Source organism: Martelella mediterranea DSM 17316 (genome assembly GCF_002043005.1).
GTDB lineage: Bacteria > Pseudomonadota > Alphaproteobacteria > Rhizobiales > Rhizobiaceae > Martelella > Martelella mediterranea.
In genome coordinates, this window is the sequence record NZ_CP020330.1 from 1,009,827 (window position 1) to 1,031,013 (window position 21,187).

The following is a 21,187-nucleotide window of genomic DNA, read 5'->3' on the forward strand; positions in this document are numbered from 1 at the left end:
TTCCCCTATCTTTCGTCCATTCGATGATCGCCCGTGGACGGTGCGGGCCTTTGCGTTTCGGCAGTCAAACCCCTGCCGTTCAAACTGGCGGTCGCATGCGGCGCATGTTCTCCCGATCGCCAAATCAGTGGGCGGACGAAGCCGCCGGGTCAGGTCTTCACCGCCCCCGCCGTCATACCGGCGACGAGGTAGCGCTGAAGGAACAGGAACACGATGAACACCGGCAGGATGCCGACGAAGCTTGCCGCCATCAGCTCGTTCCAGATCACCTCCTGCCGGCCGAAGAAGGCGTAAAGCCCGACCGGAAGCGGCATGTATTCGGTCTTGGAATTGAAGGTCAGCGCGAAGATGAACTGCTGCGCATAGATCGTCAGGAAGGCGGCGATCGCGATCACGGCGATGCCGGGCATGGCGAGCGGCACGATCACCCGGCGGAAGGTGTAGAACCGGCTTGCGCCATCGACCAGAGCCGCTTCCTCCAGCTCGCGCGGGATGCGCAGCATATAGGTGCGCAGCAGCCAAATGCCGGTCGGGATGGTGAAGGCGACGCCGGGCACGATCATCGCGAAGTAGGTGTTGATCAGGCCGAAGGAGCGCATCAGCCGGAACAGCGGAATCAGGAGCACCGCGCCCGAAAACATGTTGACCGCTAGAAACGCGCCGAGCAGCGGCCCGCGGCCCTTGAACTCGAACCGGGCGAAGGCATAGGCCGCCGGCGTCACGAAGATCACCGAAAGCGCCGTGCCGATGCCGGCAATCAGGATCGAGTTGAAGATATAGCGCCCGAGCAGCGGCACCCGCTCCCACATGTCGTAATAGGCGGCGAGCGACGGGTCTTCCGGCCAGAACCTGTAGGGCGCGGAGAACAGATGGTTGAGCGGCTTCAGCGACACCATGAAGCCCTCGAAGAATGGCGCCAGCACGAAGAACAGGAAAACGGCGAGCCCGGCATAGACGCCGATCAGCTCGTACCATTTGTAATGATGGATGCGGGCGGTGGGTCTCATCGTGCGGCCTCCCCGGAAAAGCGGCTGACGGCGCGGAAATAGACGTAGCAGAAGATCGACAGGAAGATACAGATCAGCACGGCCCGCGCGGCGCCCGCGCCGAACTTGTAGGAGCCGATCGCGACCTTGTAGGTATCGATGATCATCGTGGTGGTGGCATTCGAGGGGCCGCCCTTGGTCAGGATCCAGATGATGTCGAAGGAGTTGAAGGTCGAGATCAGAGAGATCATCGACATCGTCACCAGGGCCGGCACGATCAGCGGCAGCGTGATCCGGCGGAAGCGGTAGAACCGGCCGGCGCCATCGGTCCAGGCGGCTTCGTAGAGATCGGACGGGATCGACTGCACGGCGGCCAGCATGTAGATCGTCACCATCGGCACGCCGATCCAGACATCGGTGACGATGGTGGCGATGAAGGCGGAGGTGCCGGTGGCAAGGATCGGGAACGGGCCATCGAGCAGGCCGAAGCGCTGCAGCAGGCCGGAAATCATGCCGAACTGGCCGTTATACATCCAGCCCCACATGAAGATGCCGATCGCCATCGGCACGATCCATGGCGGCATGGCGAGCACCCGAAACAGGGTGCGACCGGGCACGGCGGCGCTCAGGAGCAACGCGCCGAACACGCCGATCACCATTTTCGCGGCGACCGAGAAGAAGGTCCAGATGAAGGTGCGGATGATCACCTCGCCGAAGCCGCGTTCGAAGATCTTGAAATAGTTTTCCAGCCCGACCCAGTCATAGGTCCGCTTCAGCGAGGCGTCGGTGAAGGAAAGGTTGATCGTGTCGAGCAGCGGATAGGCGACGATCAGCAGAATATAGATCAGGGCGGGGGCGAGAAGGAGCCAGGCGAAGATGACGGCTGAGCGTTTGGTATCCATCCCGGTCCCCCTCAGCCCGTCGCTTTCGCTTCGGCGGTCTCGCCGTGAAGAAGCGCGTCATAGCGAGCCCAGACCGGGGCGAGATCGACCACCTTGCGCTCGCGGCGAGCCTCGTCCATGGCGAGCGCCAGAATGCCGGCCTCGATGGCGTCGAGCGCGGAGACCGGCAGCGCCGCGCCGCGGGTGATGTGGGCGATCACATCCTCTGCCATCTGCTCGTCCGCGCCGTAATGCTGCGAGCGTTCGGAGGGGGCGGAATAGGTGCGCGACACGGTCTTCTCACCGGTGCGGGCATCGTGAACATCGAGGAAGCCGCGCACGAAATCGCCCTCCGCCATGCCCTTCGCGCCGATCACGCAGAAGCGGCGGAACTCGTCGGGTACATTGAGATTGGTGTGAAAGGTCATGGCGACGCCGTTTTCATATTCGACGGTCGCGGTCTGGTAATCGATGATGTCGCCATCGCTGTCGAACACCCTGTCCGATCCCATCCAGCCGCTCGGCTTACGGTGATAGACCTCGATATCGTTGGCGCCCGCGCCCTGGGGCGCATTGGCGGGCGTGAAGCTCTTGCGGCCGCCGAAGCTTGCGACATAACGCGGCCGCGCGCCGACCACGCCATTATAGAGGTCGAGGTCGTGGCAGCATTTTTCCAGCATGAACGGCCCGGAATAGCGGGTGTGTCGCCGCCAGTCGCGCATGAAGAACGCGCCGTGATAGGGCGCGATATGCTCCGACGCCTCGATCGAAACCACATCGCCCAGCCGGCCGTCGGCCTGGGCGGCACGCAGGTCGCGGTAAAGCGGCGAATAGCGCAGCACGAGGCCGACCAGCAGCCGGTCATAACCGTAGGCGTTGAGGAGGGCTGCGAGTTCGTAGCTCTCCTCGATACTCATCACGATCGGCTTTTCGGTGAAAACGGTCAGTCCCGCCTCAAGCCCGGTGCGGATATGGTCGAGATGCATGAAATTGGGCGAACCGATCATCAAGAGATCGAACGTCTCGTTTTCGATCAGCGCTTCGGGCGTGTCATAGGCCCTGCCGGGAGAAATGCCGTCTTTTTCAAGCGTTTCGAGACCTGCGGGTGCCGGATCCACATAGCCCACGATCTCGAAATCGGGGTCCAATTCGGAAAACACCACGCCAAGATAACCCAGACGGAAACCGAGTCCGATAATAGCGACCTTCATGGAGGACTGTTCCCAACATTTTCGTAATTTATTTTCTTCAGACTGAGACAAGAAAGCCGAAACGTCAACAAACTTTCACTAAAAAAATGACTTCATGAAAATGATTTTCAGAAACTTGTCATGGCCTCAATACTGACAGGAGGGCGCGCCGGGATCCGCTGACGCCCGCCACACGACAAAAAAAAGGCCCCGGAAAACCGGGGCCATCCTGAGGTGGAGGGGGGCAAGTCACCTCGGGCATTGCAGCCGATGTTGGGCTTTGCCAGTTTCGGCGGCGAAAGCGGCAGGCTGTTCGTGATCAGTCGACGGGCTGTTGGGCCTCGTCACTGACAGTCATTCCAGCACTCTCCGCGGTGTCGAAACGCTCGGTGCTTTCAATGTCGATGCCGTCGGCGGACACCATCATCCGCAGACCGTCCATCGGGATCGCCGCTGGCTGGAGAGCGAAGGCCGCCGGCGCGGCGGCCAGCAAAAGGACCAGGGCTGAGGGGACCGTGAACCTTGTCATTGCCATTGCTCCTGGAAGAGTGCGACGCCGGAAACCGGCGCGCACGCGTTGTTTGTTGCGTCAGTCGTCGCTCTGGCGAACCTGATCGACGAGCTTCAGCGAACCGTCATCGGAAACGCGGAAGAAATTCACGTAACGGTCGCCAAACTTGTCGGTGCCATTGATCTGGACCGTGGAGCCGACCGGAGCCTTGGACAGCGTGCCGGTTTCCGGAACGGCCGAAGGCTGGATGGCGAAGGCGGCGGGGGCTGCTGCGAGGGCGGCAACGAGCGCTGCGGTTGCTGTGAACTTGTTCATTGTGAATACTCCTTGGGTATTTTTATGCGGAGCGCCTCTTTCGGCGCATTATCATTATTGTTTGCGGTGGGTACTACCGCTTTCAGTCGTCGCTCTGGCGAACCTGATCTACGAGCTTCAGCGAGCCGTCATCGGAAACGCGGAAGAAATTCACGTAACGGTCGCCAAACTTGTCGGTGGCGTTGATCTGGACCGTCGAGCCGACCGGGGCCTTGGAAAGCGTGCCGGTTTCCGGAACGGCCGAAGGCTGGATGGCGAAAGCGGCGGGGGCTGCTGCGAGAGCGGCGACGAGCGCCGTGGCTGCTGCGAACTTGTTCATTGTAAAATATTCCTTAGATATGTGGGCGATGGGTGCGCTGGTGCCAGCGCGCCCATCGCTATGTGTGTCAGTCGTTGCTCTGGCGAACCTGGTCGACCAGCTGCAGCGAGCCGTCTTCGGTCACGCGGAAGAAGTTGACATAGCGGTCGCCGAAATTGTCGGTGCCGTTGATCTGGACCGTGGAGCCGACCGGGGCCTTGGAAAGCGTGCCGGTGTCCGGAACGGCGGAGGGCTGGATGGCGAAGGCCGCGGGGGCTGCTGCGAGAGCGGCGACCAGGGCGGCGGTTGCTGCGAACTTGTTCATGATGAAACTCCTTTGATCATCATTGTGTCGTTTGATGACTGGGAGATGGGTTTTAATCAGTTGATTAACAAGTCTTCATTTTAGAACCGCAGCGTCGTTTTTTTGTTGACGACCCACTCCGAAGTCTTTGATGCCACTCCATTTTTCAGAACGAAACTGCCTGAGCAGCGCGACGAATCGCATTATAAATCAATTGATTAAATCGGTATTGAGGCCATCGCCTAGAAGCCCGCAGGGGCCGTTTCAGGCAACAAAAAACCCGGCCGCGAGGCCGGGTCATTTTTCTATTTTTTGTCAAAAAAACTTCAGGCGTCGAGCTTTTCCGCCACCAGCGTGCGCAATTTTCCGAGGTCCTTGGCGAAATTGCGGATGCCTTCGGCGAGCTTTTCGGTCGCCATCGGGTCCTCGTTCATCATCCAGCGGAAGGTTTTTTCGTCCATGTCGACCTTGTCTTCGGCCTCGAACACATCGGGCGTGAGCTTGCGTTCCAGCTTGCCCTCGTCAGCGGCGAGTTCTTCCAGCAGGTTCGGCGCGATCGTCAGCCGGTCGCAGCCTGCAAGGCCTTCGATTTCGCCGGTATTGCGGAACGAAGCGCCCATGACCACGGTCTTGATGCCGTTGGCCTTGTAGTAATTGTAGATCGAACGGACCGACAGCACGCCCGGATCGGTCTCCGACGTGTAGGTCTCGCCGGTGTCCTTCTTGTACCAGTCGAGGATGCGGCCGACGAAGGGCGAGATCAGGAAGGCGCCGGCATCGGCGCAGGCAATCGCCTGGCACTTGGCGAACAGCAGCGTCAGATTGCAGTCGATGCCTTCCTTCTGCAGGACTTCACAGGCGCGGATGCCTTCCCAGGTCGAGGCGAGCTTGATCAGGATGCGTTCGCGTCCGATGCCGCGCTCGTCATAGGCCTTGATGATCTCGCGCGCCTTGGCAATCGAAGCATCGGTATCAAAGGACAGGTCGGCATCCACTTCGGTGGAGACCCGGCCGGGGACCAGCTTGACCAGCGCAGCACCCACATCGATGGCAAGCCGGCTGGCGACGGCTGCAACGACGTCATCCTTGGCGCCGCCCTGCTCCTTGCCCCACTTGATCGCCTCGGCGAAGGCGTCGTCGAACATGTCGGTGGACAGCGCCTTCAGCACGATCGAGGGATTGGTGGTGCAATCGACCGGTTTCAGTTTCTCGACAGCGCGGATATCGCCGGTATCGGCAACGACCGTGGTCATCTCGCGCAATTGATCTAGCTTGGAAGCCATTTTCCTCATCCTTCCTTCTATGGCCGGGCCCGAAGGCCAGCCGCAATCCTGTTCCGCCGAAGCCGTCGCGGCGCTCCCGCGATGATAGCGGGTCGCGGTGATGCGTTCATGACTGTTCGCAGACATCGGCCCGCCATGCAAGGGCGGCGGTTTCCCGGCGACTATCGCAAGCCGGGCTTTTCAAAGTCAAGAAAGGATATGGAAACGAAGGGCCGAAACGGCAACCGGTTCGGCTGGAATATCCGTTTTGGTCAAGCGCGGCGCTCACGCCTTGCCGGCCTCCCAGCCGAGCATGGCCCGTTTGCGGGTCACGCCCCAGTGATAACCGGTCAAGGCGCCGGACTTGCCGAGCGCGCGGTGACAGGGAACGACGAAGGAGACCGGATTTCGCCCGATCGCAGCGCCGACGGCGCGAGACGCGTTCGGGCGGCCGATCTCGGATGCGATTTCGGAATAGGACTTCGCCTTGCCGAAGGGTATCTTCAAAAGGCTTTCCCAGACCTGAACCTGGAAATCCGTGCCGATCAGAACGACCTTGAGCGGCCGATCCGAGGACCATTCCTCCGGGTCGAATATCCGCCGCGCATAGGCCGCCGTCGCCGGCTCGTCCTCGATATAGGTCGCATTGGGCCAGCGCGCGGTCATGTCCTCGAAGGCGGTGCGCTCCTCGCCCGGATCGGCGAAGGCGACGCCGGCAAGGCCGCGATCGGTGATCATCAGCAGCGACCGGCCGAAGGGCGAGGCATGAAATCCGTAGCGGATCACCAGGCTCTCGCCGCCGCTCTTCCATTCGCCCGGCGACATCGCCTCATGGGTGACGAAAAGATCGTGCAGCCGTCCGGGGCCGGACAGACCGAGTTCATAGGAGGTGTCGAGCACCGGAAGCCGCTCCTTGCCGAGAAGCTCCTTGGCGTGGTCCAGCGTGATCGCCTGCAGAAACGCCTTGGGCGACAGGCCGGCCCAGCGGGTGAAGGTCTTCTGCAGCCCGGTCGGCGACATACCGAGCCGCTCGGCGATGGTCTCGAGCCCCGGCTGTTCACGATAATCCTCGCTGATCATCGTGATCACGCTGCGTACTGTGTCGTAGTCCGCTCCGCAGGGTGTGGTCTCCACGGCGCTGTCGGATATGGTTTCAAATAAGGCGTTCATCGGCTTCGTGCTCCTTCGTCACGGCAGGAAGCACGGTTTCTTTCCGCGCCGCCACCCGATTCTTGCCAGAGGCGCTCAAATGCGCTGTTTCACGGTGGCCAGCGCCTGCCGGAAGGCCCTGGCGAAGCTCTCGCGATCATCGGGATTGAGAAAGGCGCCGATCTCGGTCCGCCGCCCCTCCCCCGCAAGCGCCATCTGGGTGATGCCGAATTCATCGTGACGGTCGACGGTGAAGCGCGCCCAGAATGGATTGTAATGCGCCTCGAGCCGCTTGCCCGCCGGCGTCACCTTGGTGACGGATATCTCGAGCCGCGACACCCGGACATGCTCGCGCTCGAGCGCGCTGCGATAGGACAGCCGGAAGGCGGCATAGAGACCGGCAAAGGCCGCAAGGCAGTAAAGCGCGATCGGCCATGCGCCATGGACGGTGAAATAGAGCACATTCGGCACGAAGCCGAGGGCCGCGAGCATGAGCAGCACGCGAAAACCCTTGCGCCCTAAAGAGCGATGGGGGAAAAGTTCAGCCGAAAAGACCGGCCTGTCATCAAGCGCTTCGGTCATTGCGCGTCGAGCCAGATTGAAAAAATGACAAAAACCAGAACCACAGTCAGCACCCAAAGGCGCAAAAAGTCAAATCGCGCGCGGCCGAGCGCCTATAGCGAGGCGGAAATCCGCGAGATTTTTCGCCGCTTCGAAATCCAGCGGCCGGAGCCGAAGGGCGAGCTCGAGCACACCAACCCGTTCACGCTGCTGGTGGCCGTGGCACTCTCCGCCCAGGCCACCGATGTCGGCGTCAACAAGGCGACCCGGGCGCTGTTTGCGGAGGTCGAGACGCCGCAACAGATGCTGGACCTCGGCGAGGAAGGGCTGATCTCGCATATCAAGACGATCGGGCTTTACCGCAACAAGGCCAAGAACGTGATCGCGATGAGCCGCAAGCTGATCGACGATTTCGGCGGCGAGGTGCCGCGGACGCGCGAAGAGCTGGTGACGCTGCCCGGCGTCGGCCGCAAGACCGCCAATGTGGTGATGTCGATGGCGTTCGGCCATGCGACGATCGCCGTCGACACCCATATCTTCCGCATCGCCAACCGCATCGGCCTCGCGCCCGGCAAGACGCCGGACGAGGTCGAGGCGAAGCTGGAACGGGTGATCCCGGACGAATACCTGTTCCACGCCCACCACTGGCTGATCCTGCACGGCCGTTATGTCTGCAAGGCCCGCAAGCCGGACTGTCCGGCCTGCGTGATCGCCGATATCTGCAAGGCCGCGGAGAAGACCTCGGAAATGCCGGCGCCGCTGGTGCCGATCGGGTGAACCGCGGTCTTCGACCGTTCAGTTTGCTGGCAAAGCTGCCCCACACTCTGCGTCATCCTCGGGCTTGACCCGAGGATCCAGGGCCACACGATGTACGCTTGCCTGAAAAGCCTTTTCCTCAAGGCTGGAGCAGAATGGATGCTCGGATCAAGTCCGAGCATGACCCCTTGGGGATGGCTGACGGACGGGAGAACCGTCACGTCGCCCGGTTTATCAGCAGTCTGGACGGCCTCTCAGACTTGTTAGGCGGCGACCATGCCATGCGGATCGATGACGAATTTCTTCGCCGCCCCGCCATCGAAATCGGCATAGCCGCGCGGGGCGTCGTCGAGCGTTATGAGCTCGACATTCACCGCCTTTGCGATATCCACCCGGCCATAGAGGATCGCCTGCATCAGCGCCCGGTTATAGCGCATCACCGGGCATTGGCCGGTGTGGAAGGAATGCGACTTCGCCCAGCCAAGGCCGAAGCGCAGGCTGAGTGCGCCCTTCTGTGCCGCCTTGTCCGCCGCGCCGGGATCTTCGGTCACGTAAAGACCCGGAATGCCGATCTGGCCGCCGGCGCGGGTCAGGTCCATGGCCGAATTCAGCACGGTGGCCGGCTGCTCGTGGCTGTGATCATGGCCGCAGCCATGGGCCTCGAAACCGACGCAATCGACAAAGGCATCCACCTCCGGCGTGCCGGTGATCTCGGCCACCATGTCTCCTAGCGTCGCATCCTGCCTGAGGTCTATGGCCTCGCAGCCGAAGCTTTTGGCTTGCCGCAAACGCTCGGGGATCATGTCGCCGACGATGACGCAGGCAGCGCCCAGAAGCCTCGCGGAGGCTGCGGCGGCAAGGCCGACCGGCCCGGCGCCGGCGATATAGACGATCGAGCCGGGCCCGACGCCCGCCGTCACGCAGCCGTGGAAGCCGGTCGGGAAGATGTCGGACAGCAGCGTCAGATCGGTGATCTTCTCCATCGCCTGTTCGCGATCGGGGAATTTCAGCAGGTTGAAATCGGCATAGGGCACCATGACGTATTCGGCCTGCCCGCCGACCCAGCCACCCATGTCGACATAACCATAGGCAGCACCCGGGCGCGACGGATTGACGTTGAGGCAGATGCCGGTCTTGCCTTCCTTGCAATTGCGGCAGCGCCCGCAGGCAATGTTGAACGGCACGGAAACGATGTCGCCGACGCTGATGAATTCGACATCGCGCCCGCATTCGATCACCTGTCCGGTGATCTCATGCCCGAGCACGAGGCCCTTCGGCGCCGTGGTGCGGCCGCGCACCATGTGCTGGTCGGAGCCGCAGATATTTGTGGTCAGGATCTTCAGGATCACGCCGTGATCACACCGGCGTTCTCCCAGCGCCAGTTTCGGAAAATCGATCGTTTCGACAGTCACTTTGCCGGCGCCCTGAAATATCACGCCGCGGTTCGATGCACTTGCCATGTCTTCCTCCCAGGCTTTGCCACGAACCTGCATCATCCGCCCGCAACGCGATCGGTTCAGGCCTGAATGCGACATGATCAAGCATCAAAAATGCCGCCATGGGCATGGCGGCATGAAAACAGGCCGACAACGCGGCCGCGAAGGAACGCCGCGTCAGGCGCCTCTCAACCACGCCTCCTCGCCCTCATGGAAGGCGGCCAGCTCTTCAGGGCGGTCGTCGCCGAGCAGGTTCTGGTTGACGGTGATGCCGCGGCTCCCCTGGAGATAGGACAGGAAACAGTAGCTCGGGCGAAAGCTTTCCAGTCTGTCCCAGTCGATCGGCAGCGCCTCGCGCGGGTTGAGCGCGCTCATGACGTCGCGCTCGAACAGCACTTCGAAACTCATGATCTTCCAGCTTCCGTCCTCGCGCACGCAGCGCGAGAAGAAGCGGCAGAACACGTGGAAATCGACCGCGATGTCCTCAAGCTTCGCGCGGTTGAAGATCATCGCCGGGCTTTCCACGGTCGCCCTGTCGCCGTTGATGCGGGCATAGGCTGGAAACACCCAGTGCTTGCCGCCGCGCACCTTCTGCATGAAGGCGCGGGTGGAATCGACATAGGCGGCGCCGCCTTTGCCGTCATACCAGCTGGTGCGCACATAGGCGTCGTCATGAAAGCATTCGCGCATCACGTCGAACCGCCCCTGGTCGCGGGCGAAACGTTCCCGGCGGACGAGATCGAAAAGTTCCTCGCGCTCCAGCATCTCCATCAGGCGTCGTTCGGTTTCGGGCTGCATGTTGTCCTCCGCGTTAGCGCATCGGTCAGGCCGTAAAGCCGACCAGCGCCTTGGTTTCCAGATATTCCTCGAAGCCGGCAAGGCCGAATTCACGACCATTGCCGGATTGTTTGTAGCCGCCGAAGGGCAGCGACCGGTCAAACGGCGCGCCATTATAATAGACCCGTCCGGCGCGGATGCGATTGGCGATCTTGCGCGCGCGTTCGGGATCGGGCGACTGCACGAAGCCGGCGAGGCCGAAGGGCGTGTCGTTGGCGATCGCGACCGCCTCGCCCTCGCTGTCATAGAACATCATTGACAGCACCGGGCCGAAAATCTCCTCGCGCGCGATCCGCATGTCGGGCGTCACGTCGGCGAACACCGTCGGGCGCACGAAATAGCCGGCATTGGCGGCGGCCGGGCGGCCGGGCCCGCCTGCAACCAGCGTCGCGCCCTCGTCGATGCCGGAGGCGATCAGCGCCTGCACCTTGTCGAACTGGGACTGGCTCACCAGCGGGCCCATCGTGGTCTTCGGGTCCATCGGGTCGCCGAGCACGATCGTGTCGATCGCGCCCCGGGCGGCAGCGATCGCCTCGTCGCGATTTGCGCGCGGCACGAGCATGCGGGTCGGCGACTGGCAGTTCTGGCCGGCATTGGTGTTGCAGGCATGGACGCCGGCGGCGACGGCCTTTGCCATGTCGGCATCCGGCAGGAGGATGTTTGCGGATTTGCCGCCAAGCTCCTGCGCCACGCGCTTGATCGTGTCGGCGGCAAGCTTTGCGACGCGGATGCCCGCGCCCGCCGAACCGGTGATCGAGACCATGTCGACCTCCGGATGGCTTGCGATCGCCTCGCCGACGGTCGGGCCGTCGCCCTGGACGAGGTTGAAGACGCCGGGGGGCACGCCGGCCGCATCGATGATCTCGGCAAGCGCCCTTGCGCTCAGCGGCGCGATCTCGCTCGGCTTCAGCACCATGGTGCAGCCGGTGGCGAGCGCCGGCGCGATCTTGGAGGCCATCTGGTTCAGCGGCCAGTTCCACGGCGTGATCATGCCGCAGACGCCGATCGGCTCGCGCCGGATGATGCCGGTCGGCTCGGCGCGCTCGAATTCATAGGTCTCCAGAACCCGGATCGCCTCCTCGAAGTGAAACAGCGCCACCGTCGCCTGCCGCTCGGTGGAGAAGGTAATCGGCACGCCCATTTCCATCGTCATCAGCCGGGCGAGTTCCGGCAGCCGCGCCCGAAAACCATCGACGATGCGACGGAGCGCTTCCAGCCTCTCCGCGCGGGTGGTCGTGGACCAGGCGTCGAAGGCGCGGCGCGCGGCGGCGACGGCGCGATCGACATCGGCGGCGGAGCCGAGCGCCACGCGGCCGATCTGGCGCTCGTCGGCCGGGTTGATGATCGCCATCTCGCGCGCGCCGTCAGGCTTCACCCAGTTCCCGTCGATATAGATTTCCAGCGCGTCCATGATTTCCTCCCTCAGTCGGCAGCAGCGACTGTAGCCGCAACCGTCCGGGCCGCAATCGGGGCGCTGCCGTATTTCGTCTGCCGAAATGAGGGTCGCGCTGTTTTGCCTGGCGTCGCGAGGCTATCTAGAACATCATCGAAAAAAAGGAGAACCGCATGCGGCGCTATTTCGAGGATTTCGAGGTCGGCGAGACCTGGACCAGCAAGACCATTTCCCTGTCGGAGGCCGATATCATCCGCTTTGCCGGCGAATATGATCCGCAGCCGATGCATACCGATCCGGAAGCTGCGGCCAAGGGCCGGTTCGGTTCGCTGATCGCCAGCGGCTGGCAGCTTGCGGCCCTTACCATGCGCCTGTTCGTCGAGGCGGGCGGATATGGCGAGACCCCGATGGTCGGCCTCGGCATCGACGAGTTGCGCTGGCGCCGGCCGGTCAAGCCCGGCGATCAGCTGACCGTAACCCGAGAGGTCGTGGAAGCCTCAAGGCATGAGAAACGTCCGGAATATGGCCGTATCCGCACCAAAGTGACGATGACCAACCAGGATGGCGAGACGGTGATGACCTATACCTCCCTCGGTCAGGTACCGGCGCGCAATGCAGGGTAGGGCGCAGCTTTCCGGCTGACGAAACGCGATGGCGGCAGGGGATGCGCCCGGCGCCTTCCTCGCCTATGAACGACGCAGCAACAAGGGAGGATGCATGGTGGGCGAGATCAGCCGCAGGGATTTTTTCGTAACGACGCGCGACGGCGTGAGGATCGCGATCCGCGAGGTGGCGGACAAGGAGGCCCCCGACCGGTCGGTGCCGATGATTCTGATGCACGGTACTCGCATTCCCGGCCTTTCGGAATATGACCTCGACGTGCCGCATGGCTCGCTTGCCGAAGATCTCGCCAGGAGAGGGCACCGCTGCTACATCGTCGATGGCCGCGGTTTCGGCCGGTCCGAGCGTCCGCCGGAGATGGAGGCGCCGCCTGCAAAGACCAGGCCGCTTTACCGCACGCTGGAACTGACGCGCGATCTCGACGCCGCCGTCGACCATCTGTGCGACGCGAGCGGGCACGACAGAGCCGGCATGTTCGGCTGGGGCGTCGGCGGCACCTGCGTCATGGCCTATGCGGCGCTCTTTCCGGAAAAGGTCAGCCATCTCGTGCTCTACGTGATGATGTATGGCGCGGCCGGCAACCACCCGAAATTCTGCCATGGCTCGCAATGGGAGGATCCGGCGCGGCCCGGGCATTTCAACCGGCCGCATTTCGGCAATTATACCTTCAATGCCGTCGATATGCTGACCCGCGAATGGGACCGGCAGATCCCGATCGCGGACAAGACCGCATGGCGCGATCCGGCGATCGTCAAGGCGTTCGAGCAGGCGTTGATCGACGGCGATCCGACCGCGAAGGACCGCGATCCGCCGACCTATCGCAGCCCCAATGGCATGCTGGAAGACCTGTTCCTGATGGGCATCGGCCACAAGCTGGTCGACGCCAGCCAGGTCTATGCACGCGTCATGATCGTGCGTCCGGAATTCGATACGCTGAGCCGGAAGGATGATATGGACGCGCTTGCGGCCGATCTGATCAACGCGGCGGAAGTGTTGTACTGGCAGCCGGAAAACACCACGCATTACATCCTGTTCGATCGGCCGGAACGCGGGCGAGATGCGATGCTCGGTGAAATGGAGGCTTTTCTGGGACGCTGAAATATTTCGCCTGACGAAACACCACGCCCGCGCGGTATGATTGCCGAAGACGGCTTGATAGGCAGGAACAGGACAAGGCGGCACTGGCCTCGGGGATGGAGGCCAGCCGTCCGCAACGGAGGAGGACTATCATGAACAAGAGAATTTTCGAGACGATCGTGCTTGGCATGACCGCAATGACGGCAACCGGCGCCTATGCCGCAACCTGCCCGGATGGCTTTCCGGAAAAGCCGATCCAGATGCTGGTGGGCTATGGCGCCGGCGGCGGCACGGATGCGATCGCGCGCGCGCTCGCGGCCGAAATCGAGGAAAGCCAGGGCTGGACGGTGATCGTCGACAACAAGCCGGGCGCCGGCGGCGGCGTGATGTCGGCCATGCTGATGAATATGAAGCCGGATGGCTATGCGATCGGCGTCGGCGCGACCGGCACGGTGGCGCTGAACCCCTATGAGAATAACGACACGCCTTATACCTATGAGAGCTTCGACTATCTGGGCACGGCGATGCAGATCAATTACGGCCTCGTCGCGCTGGTCGACCGGCCCTACCAGAACCTTGAGGAATTCATCGCCTATGCCAAGGAAAACAATGGCGCGACCATTGCGGTGGGCGGCAAGAGCCAGGAAATCCTCGTCGACCAGATGGCCAAGCATTACGATGTCAACCTGATCGCGGTGCCGAGCAAGGGCGCTGCCGACGCGCTGCAATCCACCCTCGGCGGCCATGTGGATGCGACCACGCAGGGCACCCAGCATGTGCAGCAGATCAAGGCCGGCGCGATGAACCAGCTCGCTTCGCTCACCGATGCGCGCGTGCCCTATGCGCCGGATTCGCCCTCGCTGGTGGAGGTCGGGCTGGATGCCACGATCGAGGGCCAGACCATCTTCATGATCCCCAAGGGCGTCGATCCGGCGATCAAGACCTGCCTTGAAGAGGCGCTCGATGAGGCGGTGAATTCCGAAAGCTACGGCGAGTTGATGACCAGGCTTGAAAACGAGCCGCTCAATCTCGGGCCGCAGGGCACGGCGGACAGGATCGCCAAGAACGCGATGTTCTACAAGACCTATCTCGGCAAGTGACGCGGGAAGGTCCGGCAGCATGCAGTTTGAACGTCTGATCGGGGGAGCCGCCATCATCTTCGGCGGTTTCCTTCTCTTCTACCTGATCCCCGATCAGGTCACCGCCAGCGCCGGGCCGATCGACCCGTCGCTGTTTCCAAGGATCGCGGCCTGGCTGTTCATCCTGCTCGGCGCGGTGCAGCTCGTCATGAAGCCGCGCGAGGCGGCCGGGTTCGACGGCTACGAATTCGCCCGTCTCGTCGGTCTCACCCTCGCCGTGCTTGTGGCGGCGCTTGCCATGCCGCGGATCGGCTTCCTGCCGTCGGCGGTGGCGCTGATGGTGGTGATCTGCGCCTTCATGTTCGAGCGGCGCTATGCCTGGCTTGCGGCAACCATCGCCGCAGTGCCGGTCGGCACCTGGTTCGTCTTCGTCATCGTCATGGGCCGCCCGCTGCCCGCAATCCCGTTCTGAGAGCGCTCTGATGCCTGATTTTGCAACCATTATCGGCGGGCTGACGGACGCGCTCACGCTCACCAATATTCTGTATATCATCCTCGGCGTCGCCGTCGGCCAGATCGTCGGCGCCATTCCTGGCATGACGCTGCTGATGGCGCTCGCGATCGCCATTCCGCTTACCTATACGCTCGACACGCTGACGGCGCTGGCCTTCCTGATTTCGGTCAACAAGGGCGGCACGGTCGGCGGCGCCATCCCGGCAATCCTGATCAACACGCCCGGCACGCCGGAATCGGCGGCGACCGCGCTGGACGGGCATCCGATGGCCAAGAAGGGCCGGCCGATGAAGGCGATGAAATATTCGCTTTATTACTCCGTCTTCGGCGACATTTCGAGCGACATCGTGCTGATCACCATCTCGGCGCCGCTGGCGCTGGTGGCGCTCCGCATGGGTCCGATCGAGATCACCGCGCTGATGATCCTCGCCTTCACGGTGATCACCGGGCTTGTCGGCAATTCGATGGTGAAGGGGTTGATGGCGGCGGCGCTCGGCTTTCTGTTCGCCTCGGTCGGTATCGATCCGGGGCTGGGCACGCCGCGCTTCACCTTCGGCTCGCTCGATCTTTATGACGGCCTGCCGCTGACGGCGATGTCGATCGGGCTGCTTGCCGTTTCCGAGATCTTCCGTCAGATCGCCGCGACCACGCGGGCGACCAGCACGGCCTCGCCGATCCGGGTGCGCTCCGATGATCCGGAGGACAGGGGGGTCACCTTCGCCGAGCTGATGGCGAACAAATATGTCGCGATCCGCGCCTTCGTGATCGGGACCGTGATCGGCGCGATCCCGGGGCTCGGGTCCGCGACGGCAGGATTTCTGTCCTATTCCGTCACCAAGCAGACGGCGAAGGACCCGGAAAGCTTCGGCAAGGGCGATCCGCGCGGCATCGCGGCGTCGGAGGCCGCCAATTCCGCGGTGGTCGGCGCAAATCTGATCCCGCTCCTGACGCTCGGCATTCCCGGCAATATCGCGGCCGCCCTTCTGGTCAGCGCCTTCATCATCCACGGCGTACAGCCCGGACCGCTGCTGTTCGAGGAGCAGGGACGACTGATCTACGGCCTGTTCGGCGCGATGCTGATCGCCAATTTCTGCAATCTCGGCGTCGGCCAGGTCGGCATGCGGATCTGGTCGCTGGCGATCGCCGCGCCCAATTCGGTGGTCTATCCGGCGGCGCTGCTGCTCTGCATCACCGGGGCCTATGTGACCGCCGGTTCGATGTTCGGCGTCTACATCATGCTCGCCTTCGGCGTTCTCGGCTATTTCATGCAGCGTTTCGGCTTTTCGGTGGTCGCCTTCATCATCGGCTATGTGCTGACGCCGGAGCTGGAATCGAAGATGGTGCAGTCGATCCTGATCAGCCGCGGCGACCCGATGGTCGTGTTCCAGCATCCGATCGCGCTCGTGCTGCTGGCGCTTTCGGTGGTTTCGATCGTCTATCTGGGGCCGCGCAAGAGGACAAAGAAGCCGGAACCCGAGCCGATCGAGGACTGACCGGCCGGGTCGCGGTCGCGCTCAGAGTTTCCTCAGCGCGTCCGTCAGTTTGTAGACAGAGCTATCCTTAAACTCGGCGTCATCCTCGTGCTTGACACGAGGATCCAGGCAACGCGGCAAGGGTTCGCAATAGTTTCTGAAATTCAATGGCTTAAGCCGCCTGGATGCTCGGATCAAGTCCGAGCATGACCCCTGTGGGGTACGCCAGCGAAGGTATTGATCTGCGTATCCAAGGGTTTGTCAGCTATCCTGCGGTCGCGCTCAGAGCTTTCTGAGCGCGACCGTTTCCACCAGATGATCGCGGCCCTTGCGCAGGATCAGGTCGGCGCGCGGGCGGGTGGGGAGGATGTTTTCGACGAGGTTTTTCATGTTGATGTTGTTCCAGAGATCCTCCGCCGTCGACAGCGCGTCCTCTTCGGTCAGCAGCGCATAGCGATGGAAATAGGAGGCCGGGTCGCGGAAGGCGGTCTGGCGCAGCTTCATGAAGCGCTCGACATACCAGTGGTGGATGAGGTCGGTGCTGGCGTCGATATAGATCGAGAAGTCGAAGAAATCCGATACCATCGGCACCATCCGCCCACCGGCCGGCAGGTCGCGGGCCTGCAGCACGTTGATGCCCTCGAAGATCAAGATATCGGGACGGTCGACGGTGACGAAGTCGCCGGGCAGCACGTCATAGCTCAGATGCGAATAGAGCGGCGCCTTCACATTCGGCATGCCGGCCTTGATCGCCGAGAGGAAGCGCAGGATCGCGGCGGTGTCGAAGCTTTCGGGAAAGCCCTTGCGCCGCATCAGCCCTTCCATCTCCAGCACGGCATTGGGATAGAGAAAACCGTCGGTGGTAACGAGATCGACCTTGGGGCTCGACGGCCAGCGGGCGAGGAGCTGCTTCAGCAGGCGCGCCGTGGTCGACTTGCCGACCGCAACGGGGCCGGCGACGCCGATGATGAAGGGGGTCTTGGCGTCCGCCTCGCCGAAATTGAGGAACCGGCCGCGCTGGCGGAACAGCATCTGCGAGGATTCGACATGGCTCGACAGCAGCCGCGACAGCGACAGGTAGATGCGCCGCACCTCTTCCAGCTCGATCGGGTCGTTCAGCGAGCGGAGCTTGCGCACCTCCTCCGCCGTCAGCGTCAACGGCGTGTCAGCGCGGAAATGCGACCATTCCTCGGCGGTAAAGAAGCGGTAGGGCGAGACCGTTGTGCCGGAACCATCACCGTCCGCGACAAGCGTTTCCTCGAAACCGGCGATCATGACGACGTGCGTCCTGCCTTCTCGGCGAGGCCGGACTGACCTGTGCGTCGGGCAAGCTCATCCATGACGTCGGAGAGCGGGATGCCGGCGATCTTCAGAACCACGAGAAGATGGAACAGCACGTCGGCGCTTTCCTCGACAAGGTTCTGTCTGTCTTCGGCAATCGCCGCGATCACCGCTTCGACGGCTTCCTCGCCCAGCTTCTTGGCAGCCTTGCGCTGTCCGCTGGCAACCAGTTTGGCGGTCCAGCTTTCCTCGGGCGAAGCCGCTGCGCGGGTTCCGACAATTGCCTCCAGATCGGCAAGCGTGAATTCTGACATGTCCTCTCCTTTGCCGTCAGTCGAGCCTGACGGCAATCCCGCTGTCAGCCATATACTGTTTCGCCTCGCCTATGGAATAGGTGCCGAAGTGAAAAATTGACGCAGCCAGAACGGCGGTGGCGTGGCCATCGCGGATGCCTTCCACCAGATGATCGAGCGTGCCGACGCCGCCCGACGCGATCACCGGCACGGAAACCGCATCGGCAAGCGTACGGGTCAGTTCGAGATCGTAGCCAGCCTTGGTGCCGTCGCGATCCATCGAGGTCAGCATGATCTCGCCCGCGCCGAGAGCGACGACCTTCTTCGCAAATTTCACCGCGTCGATGCCGGTCGGCTGGCGGCCGCCATGGGTGAAGATTTCCCAGGCGCTGTCGCCTTCGCCCGCCGGCGTTTCGCGCCGCTTGGCATCGATCGACACCACGATGCACTGATTGCCGAACTTGTCGGCGGCTTCGGCCACGAAATCCGGGTTCTTCACCGCCGCCGAATTGATCGACACCTTGTCGGCCCCGCAGAGCAGCAGCTTGCGGATATCGGCCACCGTGCGCACCCCGCCGCCTACGGTCAGCGGCATGAAGCAATGCTCGGCGGTGCGGGTCACAACGTCGAAGATGGTCTCGCGATTGTCGGAAGTGGCGGTGATGTCGAGAAAGCAGAGCTCATCCGCGCCCGCCGCATCATAGGCCTCCGCAGCCTCCACCGGATCGCCGGCATCGATCAGATCAACAAAGTTGACCCCCTTGACGACCCGACCGTCCTTGACGTCGAGACAGGGTATGACGCGGGCTTTGAGGGTCATGTTACAGGCCTTTCAGCATCTGAAGCGCTTCCGCCGGGTCGATCCGGCCATCGTAGAGTGCGCGGCCGGAGATTGCGCCTTCGAGGGTCTGCGCGTCCGGCTTCGTCATCCGGGCGATATCGTCCATCGAGGCGAGGCCGCCGGAGGCGATGACGGGGATTTCGACGGCGGCTGCGAGCGCCAGCGTGGCGTCCCAGTTGATGCCGGTCAGAATACCGTCGCGGTCGATATCGGTGTAGATGATCGCGGCGACGCCCGCGCCCTCGAAGCGTTTGGCAAGCTCGACCACCTCAAGCTCGGAGGCCTCCGCCCAGCCTTCGACCGCCACCTTGCCGCCGCGCGCGTCGATGCCGACGGCGACTTGGCCTGGAAACGCCTTGCAGGCTGCCTTCACCAGTTCGGGATCGCGCACCGCCACGGTGCCGAGAATGACGCGGGCAAGACCCTTCGACAGCCAGTTCTCGATATGCTCCAGCGAGCGGATACCGCCGCCAAGCTGTACCGGGTTCTTCGTCGCCTTCAGGATCGCGTCGACCGCCGCGCCATTCACCGTTTCACCCGCGAACGCGCCGTTGAGGTCGACCACATGCAGCCACGAAAACCCCTGATCCTCGAAGGCCTTGGCCTGCGCCGCCGGATCGGGATTATAGATCGTCGCCTGCGCCATGTCGCCAAGCTTCAGGCGCACGCACTGGCCGTCTTTCAGGTCGATTGCGGGGAAAAGAATCATCTGGTTTCGGTCTTTCGAATTGGTGCGGGGCAGCCTCAGGGCGCCCACGTCAGAAAATTGGCGATCAGCTTGAGGCCGAGGGTCTGGCTCTTTTCCGGGTGGAACTGGCTGCCGGCCTTGTTGCCGTCGGCGACGAAGGCGGTGACGGGGCCGCCGTAATCGGTGGTGGCGATCACCTGTTCCGGTCTCTTCGCGGCAAGGTGATAGGAGTGCACGAAATAGGCGTGGAGGCCGGTCTCGCCCGTTTCGATGCCGGCGAAAAGCGGGTGGGGCGTTGTCAGCGTCAGCGTGTTCCAGCCGATCTGCGGGATCTTGAGTTCTGGGTCTGCGGGCGTGATCGGCACGACATCGCCGGCGATCCAGCCGAAGCCTTTCGAGGTGGTCTTCTCCAGCCCGCGCTCCGACATCAGCTGCATGCCTACGCAGATGCCGAGGAAGGGGCGCGCCTTCGCCTCCACCGCCTCGCGGATCGCCTCGGCCATGCCGTCGACGGCGGCAAGGCCGGCGCGGCAATCGGCATAGGCGCCGACGCCCGGCAGCACGATGCGGTCGGCGTTTGCCACTACCTCGGCCTTGTCGGTCAGCACGATTTCCGCATCCGCGCCGCTCTCGCGGGCGGCGCGCTCGAACGCCTTGGTGGCCGAACGCAGGTTTCCCGAACCATAGTCGATGATCGCGACTGTCTGGGTCATGGTTTCATTCCGGTGTTATGCCCTCAGGCCAGCATGCCCTTGGTGGACGGCACGCGGCCCTCCTGACGGGGATCGATCTCGGCGGCCGCGCGCAAGGCCCGCGCCACCGCCTTGAAACAGGTCTCGGCAATGTGGTGGCTGTTGGCGCCATAGTGATTGAGCACATGCAGCGTGATGCCGGCATTCTGGGCGAGCGCGTGGAAGAATTCGCGCATCAGCTCGGTATCGAATGTGCCGATCTTCTCGCTCGGGAAGGTGACGTTCCAGACCAGGAACGGCCGGCCGGAAAGGTCGAGCGCCGCCTTGGTCATGGTCTCGTCCATGGCAAGATCGATCGAGGCGTAGCGGGTCACGCCGGCGCGATTGCCGAGCGCTCTTGCCAGCGCCTGGCCGATGGCGATGCCGACATCCTCCACGGTGTGGTGGTCATCGACATGCAGATCGCCCTTGGCCTCGATCGTCATGTCGATCAGGGAATGGCGGGAAAGCTGGTCGAGCATATGGTCGAAGAAGCCGATACCGGTCGCAATCCGCGCTTCGCCGGTGCCGTCGACATTGACGGATACCGACACGGCGGTTTCATTGGTTTTGCGCGAAATTTCTGCGCGGCGGGCTTCGGTCTGAGCGGCCATAATGCCTGATGCCTCCATCGAAACGGGATAATGGGCGTTTCTTATCAGGCAGGGTCCGGAAGCGCAAAAGAAAAGCGGGCGTGTTTCTTGCGCGCCCA

25 protein-coding genes are annotated in these 21,187 nt (G+C 62.8%); 6 read left to right on the top strand and 19 right to left on the bottom strand.

The genetic code is table 11. The annotated features are described in order from the left end of the window. Positions 1–149 precede the first annotated feature (149 nt). The 10 genes from Mame_RS04610 to Mame_RS04655 form a co-directional block, all read right to left on the bottom strand. Positions 150–1,007: a carbohydrate ABC transporter permease gene (locus Mame_RS04610; protein WP_018064923.1), complete on the bottom strand. Its 858-nt coding sequence runs from the start codon at positions 1,005–1,007 to the stop codon at positions 150–152. Beyond that, complete coding sequence (locus Mame_RS04615; protein WP_018064922.1) at positions 1,004–1,888, bottom strand: carbohydrate ABC transporter permease; 885 nt, start codon at positions 1,886–1,888, stop codon at positions 1,004–1,006. Before Mame_RS04615 ends, Mame_RS04610 begins: the two co-directional genes overlap by 4 nt. An 11-nt stretch (positions 1,889–1,899) precedes the next feature. Next, on the bottom strand, positions 1,900–3,078 hold the full coding sequence (locus Mame_RS04620) for a Gfo/Idh/MocA family protein (protein ID WP_018064921.1): 1,179 nt from the start codon (positions 3,076–3,078) through the stop codon (positions 1,900–1,902). Between the two features lie 298 nt (positions 3,079–3,376). After that, a complete protein-coding gene (locus tag Mame_RS04625; RefSeq protein WP_018064920.1) occupies positions 3,377–3,586 on the bottom strand; it encodes a hypothetical protein in 210 nt (69 codons plus the stop codon). Positions 3,587–3,646: 60 nt separating this feature from the next. Continuing rightward, positions 3,647–3,883 (bottom strand): hypothetical protein, encoded by a 237-nt coding sequence (locus Mame_RS04630; RefSeq protein WP_018064919.1) that lies wholly within the window; start codon positions 3,881–3,883, stop codon positions 3,647–3,649. Between the two features lie 82 nt (positions 3,884–3,965). Continuing rightward, positions 3,966–4,202, bottom strand: a complete 237-nt coding sequence (locus tag Mame_RS04635; protein WP_018064918.1) for a hypothetical protein — start codon at positions 4,200–4,202, stop codon at positions 3,966–3,968. A 67-nt stretch (positions 4,203–4,269) separates the two neighbouring features. Next, positions 4,270–4,506 (bottom strand): hypothetical protein, encoded by a 237-nt coding sequence (locus Mame_RS04640; protein ID WP_018064917.1) that lies wholly within the window; start codon positions 4,504–4,506, stop codon positions 4,270–4,272. Positions 4,507–4,811: 305 nt separating this feature from the next. Further along, positions 4,812–5,768 carry a transaldolase gene (gene tal, locus Mame_RS04645; protein WP_026173497.1) on the bottom strand — a complete coding sequence of 319 codons (957 nt, stop codon included), beginning with the start codon at positions 5,766–5,768 and terminating at the stop codon, positions 4,812–4,814. A 264-nt stretch (positions 5,769–6,032) separates the two neighbouring features. Beyond that, complete coding sequence (locus Mame_RS04650) at positions 6,033–6,917, bottom strand: methylated-DNA--[protein]-cysteine S-methyltransferase (RefSeq protein ID WP_018064915.1); 885 nt, start codon at positions 6,915–6,917, stop codon at positions 6,033–6,035. A gap of 75 nt (positions 6,918–6,992) precedes the next feature. Further along, positions 6,993–7,478 (bottom strand): DUF2244 domain-containing protein, encoded by a 486-nt coding sequence (locus Mame_RS04655; RefSeq protein ID WP_026173495.1) that lies wholly within the window; start codon positions 7,476–7,478, stop codon positions 6,993–6,995. 24 nt (positions 7,479–7,502) lie between these two features. On the opposite strand from Mame_RS04655, the gene nth reads away from it, so the two are divergent. Then, a complete protein-coding gene (gene nth / locus Mame_RS04660) occupies positions 7,503–8,234 on the top strand; it encodes an endonuclease III (RefSeq protein WP_026173494.1) in 732 nt (243 codons plus the stop codon). A gap of 242 nt (positions 8,235–8,476) precedes the next feature. Here nth and fdhA read toward each other — a convergent pair whose 3' ends face one another. The 3 genes from fdhA to Mame_RS04675 all read right to left on the bottom strand — a co-directional run bounded on the left by fdhA (position 8,477) and on the right by Mame_RS04675 (position 11,897). After that, on the bottom strand, positions 8,477–9,673 hold the full coding sequence (fdhA, locus tag Mame_RS04665; protein ID WP_018064912.1) for a formaldehyde dehydrogenase, glutathione-independent: 1,197 nt from the start codon (positions 9,671–9,673) through the stop codon (positions 8,477–8,479). Between the two features lie 153 nt (positions 9,674–9,826). Next, entirely contained in the window at positions 9,827–10,447 is a 621-nt protein-coding gene (locus tag Mame_RS04670; protein WP_018064911.1) for a nuclear transport factor 2 family protein, read from the bottom strand. A 25-nt stretch (positions 10,448–10,472) separates the two neighbouring features. After that, positions 10,473–11,897: an aldehyde dehydrogenase family protein gene (locus Mame_RS04675; RefSeq protein WP_018064910.1), complete on the bottom strand. Its 1,425-nt coding sequence runs from the start codon at positions 11,895–11,897 to the stop codon at positions 10,473–10,475. Between the two features lie 155 nt (positions 11,898–12,052). On the opposite strand from Mame_RS04675, the gene Mame_RS04680 reads away from it, so the two are divergent. The 5 genes from Mame_RS04680 (at position 12,053) to Mame_RS04700 (ending at position 16,662) form a co-directional block, all read left to right on the top strand. Then, the gene (locus Mame_RS04680) at positions 12,053–12,502 is read left to right on the top strand and encodes a MaoC family dehydratase (protein ID WP_018064909.1); all 450 of its coding nucleotides are present in this window, start codon (positions 12,053–12,055) and stop codon (positions 12,500–12,502) included. 28 nt (positions 12,503–12,530) lie between these two features. Next, complete coding sequence (locus tag Mame_RS04685; protein WP_018064908.1) at positions 12,531–13,598, top strand: alpha/beta fold hydrolase; 1,068 nt, start codon at positions 12,531–12,533, stop codon at positions 13,596–13,598. A 131-nt stretch (positions 13,599–13,729) separates the two neighbouring features. Beyond that, the gene (locus Mame_RS04690; protein ID WP_018064907.1) at positions 13,730–14,677 is read left to right on the top strand and encodes a tripartite tricarboxylate transporter substrate binding protein; all 948 of its coding nucleotides are present in this window, start codon (positions 13,730–13,732) and stop codon (positions 14,675–14,677) included. A 19-nt stretch (positions 14,678–14,696) separates the two neighbouring features. Continuing rightward, the gene (locus Mame_RS04695) at positions 14,697–15,128 is read left to right on the top strand and encodes a tripartite tricarboxylate transporter TctB family protein (RefSeq protein ID WP_018064906.1); all 432 of its coding nucleotides are present in this window, start codon (positions 14,697–14,699) and stop codon (positions 15,126–15,128) included. A gap of 10 nt (positions 15,129–15,138) precedes the next feature. After that, entirely contained in the window at positions 15,139–16,662 is a 1,524-nt protein-coding gene (locus Mame_RS04700; RefSeq protein WP_018064905.1) for a tripartite tricarboxylate transporter permease, read from the top strand. Positions 16,663–16,923: 261 nt separating this feature from the next. Here the strand turns inward: Mame_RS04700 and coaA are convergent, their stop codons facing one another. Genes coaA through hisB form a run of 6 tightly spaced genes read right to left on the bottom strand, consistent with a single transcriptional unit; the run spans position 16,924 to position 21,089 of the window. Next, positions 16,924–17,916, bottom strand: a complete 993-nt coding sequence (coaA, locus tag Mame_RS04710; protein ID WP_018064904.1) for a type I pantothenate kinase — start codon at positions 17,914–17,916, stop codon at positions 16,924–16,926. Next, positions 17,913–18,236 (bottom strand): phosphoribosyl-ATP diphosphatase, encoded by a 324-nt coding sequence (locus tag Mame_RS04715; RefSeq protein WP_018064903.1) that lies wholly within the window; start codon positions 18,234–18,236, stop codon positions 17,913–17,915. Before Mame_RS04715 ends, coaA begins: the two co-directional genes overlap by 4 nt. A gap of 16 nt (positions 18,237–18,252) precedes the next feature. Continuing rightward, on the bottom strand, positions 18,253–19,035 hold the full coding sequence (gene hisF / locus Mame_RS04720) for an imidazole glycerol phosphate synthase subunit HisF (protein ID WP_018064902.1): 783 nt from the start codon (positions 19,033–19,035) through the stop codon (positions 18,253–18,255). A gap of 1 nt (position 19,036) precedes the next feature. Then, positions 19,037–19,765, bottom strand: coding sequence for a 1-(5-phosphoribosyl)-5-[(5-phosphoribosylamino)methylideneamino]imidazole-4-carboxamide isomerase (hisA, locus tag Mame_RS04725; RefSeq protein ID WP_026173493.1), 729 nt, complete (start codon positions 19,763–19,765; stop codon positions 19,037–19,039). A 35-nt stretch (positions 19,766–19,800) separates the two neighbouring features. After that, complete coding sequence (gene hisH / locus Mame_RS04730) at positions 19,801–20,457, bottom strand: imidazole glycerol phosphate synthase subunit HisH (protein WP_018064900.1); 657 nt, start codon at positions 20,455–20,457, stop codon at positions 19,801–19,803. A gap of 23 nt (positions 20,458–20,480) precedes the next feature. Continuing rightward, positions 20,481–21,089, bottom strand: a complete 609-nt coding sequence (hisB, locus tag Mame_RS04735) for an imidazoleglycerol-phosphate dehydratase HisB (RefSeq protein ID WP_018064899.1) — start codon at positions 21,087–21,089, stop codon at positions 20,481–20,483. Between the last annotated feature and the right edge of the window lie 98 nt (positions 21,090–21,187).